The organism is Infirmifilum lucidum, assembly GCF_014876775.1.
Lineage (GTDB): Archaea > Thermoproteota > Thermoprotei > Thermofilales > Thermofilaceae > Thermofilum > Thermofilum lucidum.
In genome coordinates this window covers 673,566-685,294 of sequence record NZ_CP062310.1, presented here as the reverse complement: position 1 = coordinate 685,294, position 11,729 = coordinate 673,566, and the positions used below count along the sequence as shown (strand labels likewise).

General features: G+C 52.4%; 14 protein-coding genes. 7 read left to right on the top strand and 7 right to left on the bottom strand.

The genetic code is table 11. The features are described from left to right. Complete coding sequence (locus tag IG193_RS03785; protein ID WP_192819561.1) at window positions 1–579, bottom strand: hypothetical protein; 579 nt, start codon at window positions 577–579, stop codon at window positions 1–3. A 109-nt stretch (window positions 580–688) separates the two neighbouring features. Between IG193_RS03785 and IG193_RS03780 the strand changes: the two genes are divergently transcribed. The 5 genes from IG193_RS03780 (at window position 689) to IG193_RS03760 (ending at window position 5,373) form a co-directional block, all read left to right on the top strand. Beyond that, on the top strand, window positions 689–1,594 hold the full coding sequence (locus IG193_RS03780) for a carbohydrate kinase family protein (RefSeq protein ID WP_192819560.1): 906 nt from the start codon (window positions 689–691) through the stop codon (window positions 1,592–1,594). A 65-nt stretch (window positions 1,595–1,659) separates the two neighbouring features. Then, complete coding sequence (locus tag IG193_RS03775) at window positions 1,660–2,001, top strand: hypothetical protein (RefSeq protein ID WP_192819559.1); 342 nt, start codon at window positions 1,660–1,662, stop codon at window positions 1,999–2,001. Between the two features lie 52 nt (window positions 2,002–2,053). Further along, a complete protein-coding gene (locus tag IG193_RS03770) occupies window positions 2,054–3,877 on the top strand; it encodes a threonine--tRNA ligase (protein ID WP_192819558.1) in 1,824 nt (607 codons plus the stop codon). Between the two features lie 42 nt (window positions 3,878–3,919). Beyond that, window positions 3,920–5,104, top strand: a complete 1,185-nt coding sequence (locus IG193_RS03765; protein ID WP_192819557.1) for a radical SAM protein — start codon at window positions 3,920–3,922, stop codon at window positions 5,102–5,104. After that, complete coding sequence (locus IG193_RS03760; protein ID WP_192819556.1) at window positions 5,101–5,373, top strand: DUF504 domain-containing protein; 273 nt, start codon at window positions 5,101–5,103, stop codon at window positions 5,371–5,373. Before IG193_RS03765 ends, IG193_RS03760 begins: the two co-directional genes overlap by 4 nt. A gap of 5 nt (window positions 5,374–5,378) precedes the next feature. Here the strand turns inward: IG193_RS03760 and gap are convergent, their stop codons facing one another. Further along, complete coding sequence (gap, locus tag IG193_RS03755) at window positions 5,379–6,404, bottom strand: type I glyceraldehyde-3-phosphate dehydrogenase (protein ID WP_192819555.1); 1,026 nt, start codon at window positions 6,402–6,404, stop codon at window positions 5,379–5,381. Between the two features lie 223 nt (window positions 6,405–6,627). On the opposite strand from gap, the gene IG193_RS03750 reads away from it, so the two are divergent. Next, on the top strand, window positions 6,628–7,383 hold the full coding sequence (locus tag IG193_RS03750; protein ID WP_192819554.1) for a helix-turn-helix domain-containing protein: 756 nt from the start codon (window positions 6,628–6,630) through the stop codon (window positions 7,381–7,383). A 5-nt stretch (window positions 7,384–7,388) separates the two neighbouring features. Here IG193_RS03750 and IG193_RS03745 read toward each other — a convergent pair whose 3' ends face one another. From IG193_RS03745 to IG193_RS03730, 4 genes are read right to left on the bottom strand one after another with little or no spacing between them, the layout of a single operon-like run. Further along, a complete protein-coding gene (locus IG193_RS03745; protein ID WP_192819553.1) occupies window positions 7,389–7,823 on the bottom strand; it encodes an Hsp20/alpha crystallin family protein in 435 nt (144 codons plus the stop codon). An 11-nt stretch (window positions 7,824–7,834) separates the two neighbouring features. Then, window positions 7,835–8,593, bottom strand: coding sequence for a proteasome assembly chaperone family protein (locus IG193_RS03740; protein ID WP_192819552.1), 759 nt, complete (start codon window positions 8,591–8,593; stop codon window positions 7,835–7,837). A gap of 39 nt (window positions 8,594–8,632) precedes the next feature. Then, a complete protein-coding gene (locus IG193_RS03735) occupies window positions 8,633–9,862 on the bottom strand; it encodes a phosphoglycerate kinase (RefSeq protein ID WP_192819551.1) in 1,230 nt (409 codons plus the stop codon). A 59-nt stretch (window positions 9,863–9,921) separates the two neighbouring features. After that, on the bottom strand, window positions 9,922–10,434 hold the full coding sequence (locus tag IG193_RS03730; RefSeq protein WP_192819550.1) for a hypothetical protein: 513 nt from the start codon (window positions 10,432–10,434) through the stop codon (window positions 9,922–9,924). A gap of 63 nt (window positions 10,435–10,497) precedes the next feature. Here IG193_RS03730 and IG193_RS03725 point away from each other — a divergent pair, with 63 nt between their 5' ends. Continuing rightward, entirely contained in the window at window positions 10,498–10,890 is a 393-nt protein-coding gene (locus tag IG193_RS03725) for a hypothetical protein (RefSeq protein WP_192819549.1), read from the top strand. On the opposite strand, the gene IG193_RS03720 is transcribed toward IG193_RS03725, so the two are convergent. Beyond that, on the bottom strand, window positions 10,887–11,624 hold the full coding sequence (locus tag IG193_RS03720) for a hypothetical protein (RefSeq protein WP_192819548.1): 738 nt from the start codon (window positions 11,622–11,624) through the stop codon (window positions 10,887–10,889). The genes IG193_RS03725 and IG193_RS03720 overlap by 4 nt on opposite strands. Between the last annotated feature and the right edge of the window lie 105 nt (window positions 11,625–11,729).

Below are 11,729 nucleotides of genomic sequence, written 5' to 3'. Positions count from 1 at the left end.
TTACTCATGCCCTGACCTTGAGAGCATCTTGTTGAGGGTCCAGCGCAGAGTGCTCTTTATCTCGTTCACCACGCGCTTGTCCCCGTAGTTCCTAATGAGGATCTTCTTCAGGACACCCTTGTCCTCCACTACCTCGTAGTCGAAGACTTCGCCCGGAGACTTCTCACCCTTGGACACTAGATCCTCATCCTTCTTCTTGAAGCCCTCTAGAACCTTCCGGACGAAGAAGGACTCGAAAGGTGGTGTGCTCGCGGAAAACTCCTTCAGTAAGATAACCTCTATGCTATCGGGGTACACTAGCACCCTTGCCAAGTGCTCGCCAGTTGTAGCAGAGGTTATTAGGGCCTCCTCCAGTGGCGCGCCCTTGGCCTTCGCCTCCTGAACCGCTGCAGGTTTTGCCTCTACAGCTTGCTGTGCTTTTTGTAGCAGCTCTGAGGCTTTCATGAAACTTGTGGAAGATAAGGCCTGGTTCACGAGCCTCAGGGCCTCCTCTAGTACCTGTTCCTCGCGCCTGAGCTCCTCGAGTTTCCTCTCGAGAAACTCTTTTATCTCGGCAAGCCTCTTAGCCTCCTCGCTCAAACAAGCACCCCTGCGTAGTAAGGTGCGGGGTCAGTATTATTTTTATTCTTTACTCTAGTCAACCTCTCTAGTCGACAGGCAGATATAGTAGTGGGTCTCTTTGGTAGCCGTGACAGCTGGGCCTTCGTTCATAGTCTCAGGGAATGCGAGCGTAGACGAGTACTACCTGGTAGACAGCATTCCTGGTGCTGATGAGGCACAGGAAGCAAGGGATTTTTTCAAGAGGCTTGGTGGAGCAGCCACAAACGTCGCAGTCGCTCTGGCGAGGCTCGGGGCTAGAGTAGTCTTTGCCGGCGTTGTCGGGAACGACGAGCAGGGGGGCCTCATCGTAGAGTATTTGAGGAAGGAGGGTGTAGCTACCCACGGCATAATAAGGTCTCAGAAGCCGACTGGGAGGGTGGTTATACTGTTGGACTCTAGGGGCAACAGGGCTATGGTGGCTGTGAGGGGGGCAAACCTAGACTTAAAGCCTGGCGTCTTCGACCTGAGCACTCTCTTCAAGGAGGCGGGTCACGTCCACTTGAGTAGCACTAAGCCGGAGTACACTCTCTGGATGCTTGCAGAGGCTAAGAAGAGGGGGCTCACGACGAGCTATGATCCCGGCATGGCTGTAGCTTCCAAGGGTCTCGAGTACTTAAGCCCCGTTCTCGAGGTTACAGACGTGCTTTTCGTAAACATACGCGAGTACCACGCACTTGGAGGCAGGAAGCTAGAGGACGTCTATCAGGGCTTGCTCGTAGTAAAGGAGGGAGAGAGGGGCTCCAGGATACCCAGGCTTAACGTAGAGGCTTCAGCCTTTAGGGTCGACGTTATAGATACCACGGGTGCCGGTGATGCCTTTAACGCCGCCTTCCTCATTGCCTGGAAGCTCGGCCTGCCCTATGAAAGGTGCCTCTTGCTGGCCAACGCGGCCGGGGCTCTCAAGTCTACTAGGGTAGGGGCCCACTCCTCTCCCACACTAGAGGAGCTCAACGACTTCCTGCTGTCTAGGGGGCTAGAGCCCTTGGTGTTCTAATTATTAGACAGGGTAAAGTTCAATAATGCGTGTTGCTGAAGATATTCCGCAATGCGGGGAATTCTATGCAGAAAAACGACGTGAGTTGCTCCCCACATTGCCCCTTCAGAGCATTTACGTGCTACAGGAACGCTCTTATCTACAGGCGTACCAGGAGGGGGGTTGAAGCCTTTTGTACGTGGATTGGAGACAACTGTATTGGCCCAAAGTGCCAGTTCGCCGGGTGTGCTAGGCACGCTCTAATGCCAGACAGCACGTGTAAACTTAAACTCGAGGCTCTTAGACCTAGGAGGGAGGAAGAGGAATTTTCTATCGAGGAGGAGGCAAAAGCGCTCGACCAGCAAGTGTACAGCAAGATCAAAGATAAGCTCAAAAAACTCGGCCCCAGGATTGGCGACCTCGAGTAAGTGCTGGAATAGGTTTAATTGCCTGGACGTGTAGTCCGAGGGGTGGCATGTATTGAAAGTACTGCTCATCCATGCTAAGACCTTTGAGTACGAGGCTAGGCAGAAAGCTGTCGACACGGCAGAGGAGCTCTCAGATAGCAATAAGTCCGGCAGGGCGGAAAACGTCCTTGTAGCCTTCGTGACTGTCGAAAAAGGGGATTCTTCAGACCCCGAGATTGTCGGGAAAGCAACTGGAGAGATAGAGAGCGTCTATAAACGCGTCGGGGCGTCCGGGGTCGTGGTCTATCCCTATGCTCACCTCTCCGAAAACCTCGCTGAGGCCAGTGAAGCCCTACCCCTGCTTAAATCTATCGAGGAGCAGTTGAAGGTACGTGGCGTTAGAGTTCAGAGGGCGCCATTCGGGTGGTATAAGCGCTTCACGCTGGAGTGCTATGGCCACCCACTCTCGGAGCTTTCACGTACTATACGGCCAGGCGAGAAGCCCAAGCACGGCTTTGAAGATTTCGCAGTGATGTTCCCGGATGGTAGAATCGTCAGCGTAGAGGAGCTACCTAGTGGGCTTCCAGAGGACTTCATAGCTCTACTAGAGGCCGAAGTGTTCAAGCGGAGACGTGAGGGGGGAGAGCCGCTCTACCTAGACTACTGCAGGAAGTTTGGCCTCGAGTGGGAGCCCATGAGTGATCTCGGCCATATGCGCTATGGCCCTGAAGCCACTATAATGGTTGAGGCTGTTGCCGAGTATGCGTGGCAGGTTGCCAGGAGCCTTGGAATACCAGTATACAAGGTGAGGGGCACCAATACCTTCAACCTGGAGTACAAGCCTGTCCTGCAACACGCCCAGCTATACGGCGACAGGCTCTACCAGTTAGAAGTGGACGAAAAGAAGCTTGTCCTGAGGTACGCCGCGTGCCACCAGCAATTCGCGATGATCAAGGACTGGGAGATAAGTTACAGGAACCTCCCTCTCGGTATGCTCGAGATAGCCGACAGCTACAGGCTTGAACAGCCAGGCGAACTGCTCCTGTGCTTCCGCCTCAGGAAGTTTACGATGCCAGACCTCCACATATTCTGCAGGGATCTGCAGGAGGCCATGGAGATTTCATTTAGGGTGCACGAGAAGATATACGAGGAGATAAGGAGGCTCGGGCGCGATTACGTTAGTATATACAACCTGACGAGGTCTTTCCTAGAGTCCAACAGAGAGTACATAAGGAGGCTCGTGGAAAAGGAGGGGAAGCCGATTCTCCTTCACTTTGTCCCCGAGGGTAAGTATTACTGGGTTCTCAACGTGGAATACAACATAATCGATGAGCTCGGGAGGCCCAGGGAGATAGGGACGTTCCAGATAGACGTGGGCAACGCTGAGCGCTTTGGCATTACGTACGTGAACGAGGAGGGCCAGCGTGAGTACCCTGTAATCATCCACACAGCCCTAATCGGCTCGGTGGAGAGGTACATTTTCGCCGTGCTAGACACCGCGGCGAAGAAGGCCAAAAACGGCGAGCTACCGGCACTGCCCACCTGGCTTTCACCAGTCCAGGTCAGGATAATCCCGTTCTCCAGGGAATTCCTATTAGAGGCCGATAAGCTAGCGGATCTCTTGGAAAGTGAGGGCTTCAGGGTAGACGTGGATGACAGAGACGAGAGCATAGCGAAAAGAATCAGAGATGCGGAAGTGAAGTGGATACCATATATCGTGGTCATTGGGAAGAGGGAAGTCGAGACAGGTAAGCTTAACGTGAGAATTCGGGGTAAGGGGCAGGTGGAGATGACGCGCGAAGAGTTGCTCGCCAGGCTCAGGGAGGACGTCCGGGGCTACCCGCTAGTTAGCTCGAGGCTTCCCAGGCATGTTGCCCTTAGGCCGAGATACAGGTAGATACTAGAGGGCGGGCAAATACACCCCCAAACGGTGTAGCTTTTGGCACTAAAGCTCTCGCTTCGCGGCTTCCTTTACAGGAAACTTCTTGTAACGAAGGAACTCGAAGCTAAATTGCCCTCGGATAGCATCGAGAAGGTTAAAGGAGACTACCACGCGAGGAAGCCCCCGAGGCCCTGCGGGGCTACGGTGCACAGCGTGGTGGGGTGTAGCTATCAGTGCTCCTACTGCTACCTGCCGGACATGGGGGTCAGTAACTCGACGTACCGCGTCTACGGGCTCACAGGGGAGGAGATGGCCTACGCCCTCCTGCTAAACCCCTCGTTCCTTCCGGGAAGGCTTGGCACGCTAATTGCCGTGGGGAGTTTAGGCGAGCCGTTCGTAGACGCATCAGCCTTCTCACGTACGCTAGAGTACTTGCAGGCTTTCAGCAAGTACCTTGGAAACCCGACGCAAGTCGCTACCAAGAGTACCCTGAGCGAAGCCCAAGTCAAAGCGCTGGCGTCAGTCAAGCTACCGCTCAGCGTTCTAGTTACGCTGGTAACCTTGAAACACGCCGAGAAGCTCGAGCCTAAGGCCCCCCACCCAGAGGATAGGTTAGACACTGTGAAGTTATTGAGGAAGCACGGGTTAAACCCGGTAGTCTTCCTCAGACCACTCATACCCGGTGTCAATACTGGCGAGCTGGACGAGATGATTGATGAAGCAAAGGCCCACGGCGCTGCAGGGATAGTCTTTGGGGGCCTAAGGGTAACGCCCCTCATCCTTAGGCGCCTCGATAGGGTGGGCATAGACACTTCTGAGATTAAGCAGAGAGTTAAGGGCGAGCTCAAGCAGGGAAAGCAGTTACCGTTGGAGCTGCAAGACGTGAAGAGAGAAGCTGTAAGAATTGCCCGGGAGAAGGGGCTGGCTCCATTCCTCAGCGCGTGTTGTGCAAACAACTACTCGGCCATGCTTTACGACGGGCTTAGAGCCCCTTGCCCAGGGCTCGACTACATCGAGGGGAAGTTCTGCACGCTCTGTCCGGTGCAGTGTCCGGGTATAAAGACTCTTGTCGATGAGGCTGAAGTGAGAGAAGATCTAGAGAAGCTGACTTCGAGGAGAGTCATTAGGCTCTTTGTCGATGAAAAATTTATCCGAGCTCAGTTAGACGGGAAAAAGAGGCTATCTGTCAGGGAGAGGGCTATCGTCGAGGTAGGATATCGCAGGCGGGTGGTCTTGGAGTGAAGAACCCTATGAGGAACTTTTTCCAGAGAGTCTTATGGGACGATAACGTGGATAAGAAAGGCATAGTTGTAGAGTTCGCCTCGAGAGGCTCGAATACCGGCGTAGAGGCATTCACGGGAGAAGATGTAGTCAAGGTCACCCGTGATGGTTTACTGGTAGCTACAGGTGGGAGGGCTAAATTTATCCCGTTTCACCGGATAATTGAGATAAGGTATAGGGGTAGAGTTGTTTTCAGCAAAAAAGAGTCGGTTTACAGTTTCAAGATATGAAATGCTTAGAGGCCTTTTTCAGCCATGTAGACCATTAGGTCGACTAGCCTGCAGGAGTAGCCCCACTCGTTATCGTACCAGGCGAAGACTTTGACCATGTCGCCGTTCTTGCCGAGAACATCGCTTGCGAGAGCATCGTATATCGAGGAGTGCGGGTTTCCAATGATGTCGCTACTCACAATTGGCTCGTCTACGTACTGGAGTATACCTTTCAACTCGCCCTCCGCGGCCCTCTTGAAGGCGTTATCCATCTCCTCCTTGGTGACAGGCCTTTTGAGCAGGGCGACAAAATCGACGAGCGACCCATCGGGCACTGGAACGCGGATCGCAATTGCACTAAGTTTACCCTTGAGCTCGGGGTAGACGTCCATTATTGCCTGGGCGGCTCCAGTGGATGTGGGAATAATGTTTTGTGCTGCTGCTCTGGCTCTCCTCAGATCCCTGTGGACAAGGTCTAGGATTCTCTGGTCGTTCGTGTACGCATGTACGGTAGTCATCATGCCCTCTATAACCCCGAAATTCTCGTGTAGAACCTTTACAACTGGCGCGAAGGCGTTTGTCGTACAGGACGCGTTAGACACTATGTGGTGCTTGCCCGGGTCGTACATCTTGTGGTTTACTCCCATGACTATCGTAATGTCAGGGTTCTTGGCTGGCGCCGAGATAACAACTTTCTTAGCACCGGCTGACAAGTGCTTAGACGAATTCTCTCTGTCTGTAAATAGGCCTGTTGACTCTAGCACAATGTCCACGTTGAGTTTTGACCAGGGTAGCTGGGCTGGGTCTTTTACCGACAGGACTTCAATTTCGTAGTTCTCAATTACCAGTTTGTTGTCTCTTACTTCGACGCGGCCTTTATACCTCCCGAATACGCTATCGTACTTGAACAAATGAGCCAGAGTTTTCGCATCTGCTAAGTCGTTTACGGCGACGACTTCAAATGTCTTCAAGAACTTCTCGTTTTGGAGAGCAGCCTTGAGGAAATTCCTGCCTATCCTGCCAAAACCATTTATTCCAACGCGATACGTCATGCTTAGTCATGTATTATCTTGTTGAAGAGGGTTATAAAGGAGGCTTAAATATGTACAATATTTATCAGTTTACGGCTCCGACCTGCACGAGCTCCCCACCACTCGGGCCTTCCGAGCTTCTTCATCGCCACGATCTACACCGGGGGCGCTCTTAATAGGTTTCCGCCATCATTTTCGACAACTTGTTAAAACATTTATAACAGATGTTTAACTCTACTTTGCGATGAGTAAGGACAAAAACAATGAGTGGCTCGCAGACCCCTCCCTCAGAGAGATTGCGGCGAAAATAGCTGGAGAAGTAATAATGTCCGAGAACCCAGGCGCAGAGATGAAGAAGTGGCGCGAGAAGTTCAACTTAACGCAAGTCGAAGTTGCAACGCACATGGGCGTTTCAGCGTCTGTTCTAAGCGACTACGAGAGCGGGAGGAGAAAGTCTCCTGGAGCGCGCTTCGTAGCAAGGTTTGTGAAGAGTTTGATTCTCAAAGATATCGAGAGGGGAGGGATAATCCTGTCCGGTTTGAGGCGGATATTGCTAGGTTCAGATTTCCTGAGGGAAGCTGTCCTAGACATGCGTGAGTTCAGCATTCCCATCTCCATCGCGCGCTTCTGCGAAGCAATAGAGGCAGACTTAATAGTGGGGTCAGCGTTCGTCTCAACCCCGCTTCTCGGCTACACTGTTGTCGACAGTATAAAGCTCGTACTAGACGTGCCGTCCTACGACTACATCAAGCTCTACGGCGCTACGACACAGAGAGCTGCGATATTTACTCGCGTGGCCTACGGGAGGAGCCCCATGGTAGCAATCAAGTCCATGCAAGCCGGGATGGGCGGCCTACGGCCAGCGTTAGTCGTCTTGCATGGCGTCAAAAAGGTTGACGAGCTAGGCCTTGAGATAGCCAAGCGGGAGAATATTCCATTGGCCGTAACGCGCGTAGATGATCTGAATGAGCTAATAAGCAAGCTCAGGGCAATTAAATAAAATTCTTATTCTACCTTTACTCTAAACTTCTCTACCTTCAAGGGTATCTCCACTTCGAGCACCCCCTTCCTAAACGTAGCCTTTATCCCGCCTACGTCAATGTTCTCTGGCAGGGGGATTTCTAATCTATACTTTGAGACACCCCCTCTCAGGAACACGAACCCCTCTAGGGAAAAAGGCCTAGAGAATGCCGCTTCTATCTTCAATGTACGGCCCTCCACGCGCACATCGATATTCTCCTTGTCTCTCACGCCAGCCAGGTCGGCGCACACCCTGATCTTATCTGAAGAGCGCCTAACCTCGTAGAGAGGCACTACTGTTCTCTCCTCACGCGCCGTAAAGGATTGGAAGAACTCCTCCTCGAACCTCTCGACCTCCTCCCGAATCTTCTGGAACTCCCTCATCATCTCCTCGATTTGCCTCTTCAACCACGCCTCCATCTGCATCCCCCCTAAACGTACAAAGCGGGTATCGTGTACTCGTACTCCTTCCCGGATCCTTTCATTGTCTCCATAGTCCTCTTCATTAACTCGCGTAGTTTTAGCCGTATCTCCTCCTCCTGCTCGATCAACTGCCTGACGTCGACTTCTTTACCCACTAGTTTCGAGAATGCCTGAAGTGTCGAGGCTGAAGCGCCTGGGTCTGGGTAATTGAGAAAGCACTCCGAGAGTAGCGCTAGCGCACTGAGCCCCCTCTTATAGCCCTCCTTAAGTATCTGCGCGTAAACACCCCCTATGAACCCCTCTTTGAGCGGCTCGATGCCCATCCTTCTCGCGTAGTCTAGTGTCTCCGCCTCGATCGAGGCTGCATAGGTCTTTGGAGTCTCTATGTTAAGCCTATCCTGTACAGCTATCCCCCCTAGCAGAAACACCCTCTTAACACCCTTCTCGACCAGTTTAGCGGTCAAAAAGGAGGAAAGCCCGTATATCGACTTTGGAGGTATCGCGACGTCGGAGTGGACGACTAAGATAAAGTCGTTGCCCTTATACCCGCCATAGATGCGGATTGGTAGTAGAGGAGACGCTTCGTGGAAGAGTATGACTGGAGGTATGCTGGGCGAGTCAATGTAGCCAATGTTCCTGAGATCCCACTGCTTGACGAGGTGCGATGTGGATATCGGCCCCACTAGCCCTGCATCCGGTAGCCCCACTACGGCTATCCCTCCTTGCGGAATCTCCCCGTAGAGAGAAATAGACCAGCCAGGCTTCATACAATTTAAGAGGAAAAACACGCAATTATTTGTTTTTGCTCACTTCGAATACGTCTTCAGAACCTCCACTACGGGGAGTGTCCCTTTGATCAAGTACTCTATTAAGGCACCCCCACCGGTGCTCACGTGCGAAATCCTCCCAGTGTACCCGAGCTTCGAAGCGGCTGCAAGCGTGTGGCCACCACCTATGAGAGTGAAAGCCCCAGATGTCGCCATCGCCTCGAATACTGCTCTTGTCCCGAGGGCAAACCTGTCATCTTCGAAGACGCCCATAGGCCCGTTCATAACGACAGTTTTCGAGCTCCTTATTAACTCCGAATAGAGCCTCGCGGTCTGTGATCCTATGTCCTTTATCAGGCCTGCGGCGGGAAGCTCTGAAGCTCTGACTTCAACTCTCTCGCCGTTCCTCTCTACAGCCACGTCGACTGGTAGCACTATCCTGTCCCTGTAAATCGACAAGAGCTCCTTGAGCTCCCCCTCGAGGCTCAGGAAGCCTTTCTCTTCTAGAACCCTAATATTCTCGTCACCTATGTTATAGCCGGCGCTGTGCAAGAGGAGGTTTGCCGCTAGCCCTCCAGTTAGCACGCGGTCAGCAATGTTGTTGCCCAACACACTCCTAATTATCTCGGCCGTATCCTCAGCCTTAGCGCCACCAATCACATACAGGCATGGCCTCTCGGGGTTGTTTCGAACCCTATAGAGGGCTCGGAGCTCCCTCTCCATAACTCTGCCCGCAACGAAGTGTTTAACTGGAGCAAAACCGACGAGTGAGGCGTGTGGCCTGTGGGCAGCCGAGAAAGCGTCGACAACGTATACATCCATTAGGGGGCCGAGCCTGGCGACAAGCTCAGACTTAGCGTGCTCCTCCGGGCTAGCGGACTTTGTCTCGCCATCCCAGTACCTGACATTCTCTAGCACCAGGACGTCTCCTTCCCGGAGCGACTCTATAGCGCTCACAGCCTTCTCGCCAAAGACGTCGTCTACAAATACTACACGCCCCCGTAGGTACCTTTTCAGGACTTCAGCGTGCTCGCGCAGGCTTGTGAAGTCCGGGTCTCCCTTACGGCCCTGGTGGGATATGACGACTACGCGCGCCCCCCTGTCTACGAGTTCTTGTAGTGTTGTCTCAGCGTGTGCCGTGATCCTGGTGTAGTCGAGGAGCCTCCCTGTTTTGGGGTCTACAGGCGAATTGAAATCAACCCTAACGCCGACTGTTTTTCCTTTAACGTCTACATCATCGAGAGTTTTTATACCGAAACCTTCTAGCATGTTTTTCAACAAGTATAGAACAGTTTTAATATTTTAAAATTGGGCAATAATTTCGTTGATTACGAAGCCTCCAGAGCCCATATAGACGCTACGAGTACGGCCAATCCTACCTCGAATACCAGGACGGCAACTGTCTCTAAAAACTCTGCCCTCTGGCGTTTCAAGAGCTTGTAGGAGAGAAGCATGCCCTCCGCTGAAGCAATTGATATCGCTAGGACTTGTAGCAAGCTAACAACATCCGAGAACAGTGCCTGGAGACCGCCTTTACCAGTAGCTACCAGTTGCGCCTTAGAAACATAGCCGGTATAGTAGGACGTTGCTCCCGCAATTAATGGCCCTAGGACTGGGGTGTTGCATACCAGCATCAGCGGGGCAAAATCGAGGAAGATGTTTAGAGCCGTGGCTTCGAAATCTCCCTTGACTACGAGCCCCTCAGTGTACTGTTCTGTCGAGCTGTATATCTGCCTAGCGCTACCAGCGCTAATTTCTTGGCTGAAGCCGGCTACTACCAGGAGCACTGTGAGAGCCAGGGAGACCATGAATAGGATGGCTCGAAGAGACCAGTCACCCACGCTAGCCCACACCCAGGCATGTGTAGGATCACAAATTTATGAAGGTTGCCGCGTGAAAATGCTGTGGCTGGAGCAGAGACACTCTACAACATTGTGAGGTGCGCTGACGCGCTTTGCCTGGAGTTCGACTGTTCTGCAAGGAGCTGGGTTGAAAACTTCCTAGGGTTCACTGTGGAAGAGTCCAGGGATATATGCACTTCGGCGCTCCCCTTCCACACTAAGGATGATGCTATAAGGTACCTAGTGGAGAAGGGCGTCCCAGAGGAGAGAATAGCAGTTGAAGGGGCGCCCTTTAAACTGAGCGTTGAGAGAGGCGGAAGGCCGGCTATAAGGGTCTGTCCCGTGTGTGGGAGCGTGAGGATTGTGCAGATAGGGGTTCTAGGCTTAACGCCGCCTCTGTACGTGTGCGAGAACTGTGGCTACCGGGGGGCGCTGGTGTTAGAGGTAGTCATTTAATCTTCTTTCTCCTCAAGAGAGGCGAGATGCTCTCTGATGGTCAAGAGTTGTTTAAATAGCCAGAGGTCATCGACGCTGCTCTTCCCGTAAAAGAGCGTCAGGAACCCCTCGAAGTTTTGCTTAAGTAAGAAGCGCAGCAACTTAGGGTTATTATAATCGGAGGGTATGAGGAGTGGTGCTGGTCGCCCGTTTTCGTAGTTGGAGATATTCAAGTTCTTAGTAATCTGCAGGTAGTTCTTAAGTACTCCGGTGAAGTACTCTGTAGAAGGGTAGTCTTCCTCTGTCAGCGACAGCCCCAAAACGCCTCCTATGAAACGCTTAATCAAGTCGTATACTCTCTTGCACTCTTCCATGCTACTAGGCTCTAGCAACACCTTAACCTTGTAAGTCGCCGCTACGTCATATATCTGCTCGAAATCCTCTTCAGGGATCCAGCCCGGCTTGGCGATAATCACCGTCCTCCCGGCAGACTCGTCGGCGATTAAGGCTATCTTCTCGAAGCCATCAGCGTTAAACCCACTAGTGTACTCGAACTTGAGGGAGGCTAAGTTAAGGTTGTAGTCGTAAAAGGCATCCACTACTTCGCCTACACCCTCATCTAGGAGGACATCCCAGGAAGAAACTACCTGAACCCAGGCCCCTGTGTTCTCTATTGTCGAGAGCCTCCTGGCGAGCTCCTCAAAGCCTGCATTACTTGTAACAGCCAAGCCAGCTACGGGTATGATTCTCAACATCTCCCCACTGGCTATTAGCACGAATCTCTATAATAGGTTTAGCGTCCCTTAGATCTCACTTCTGACGTGTAAAGCTATATTTACCACAGTATCACACTCCCTATA

Coding starts and splice junctions, on each gene's coding strand:
- IG193_RS03720 (WP_192819548.1), bottom strand. CDS start 11,624: ATGTTGAGAATCATACCCGTAGCTGGCTTGGCTGTTACAAGTAATGCA.
- IG193_RS03740 (WP_192819552.1), bottom strand. CDS start 8,593: ATGAAGCCTGGCTGGTCTATTTCTCTCTACGGGGAGATTCCGCAAGGA.
- gap (WP_192819555.1), bottom strand. CDS start 6,404: ATGACGTATCGCGTTGGAATAAATGGTTTTGGCAGGATAGGCAGGAAT.
- IG193_RS03745 (WP_192819553.1), bottom strand. CDS start 7,823: ATGGAGGCGTGGTTGAAGAGGCAAATCGAGGAGATGATGAGGGAGTTC.
- IG193_RS03735 (WP_192819551.1), bottom strand. CDS start 9,862: ATGCTAGAAGGTTTCGGTATAAAAACTCTCGATGATGTAGACGTTAAA.
- IG193_RS03775 (WP_192819559.1), top strand. CDS start 1,660: ATGCAGAAAAACGACGTGAGTTGCTCCCCACATTGCCCCTTCAGAGCA.
- IG193_RS03750 (WP_192819554.1), top strand. CDS start 6,628: ATGAGTAAGGACAAAAACAATGAGTGGCTCGCAGACCCCTCCCTCAGA.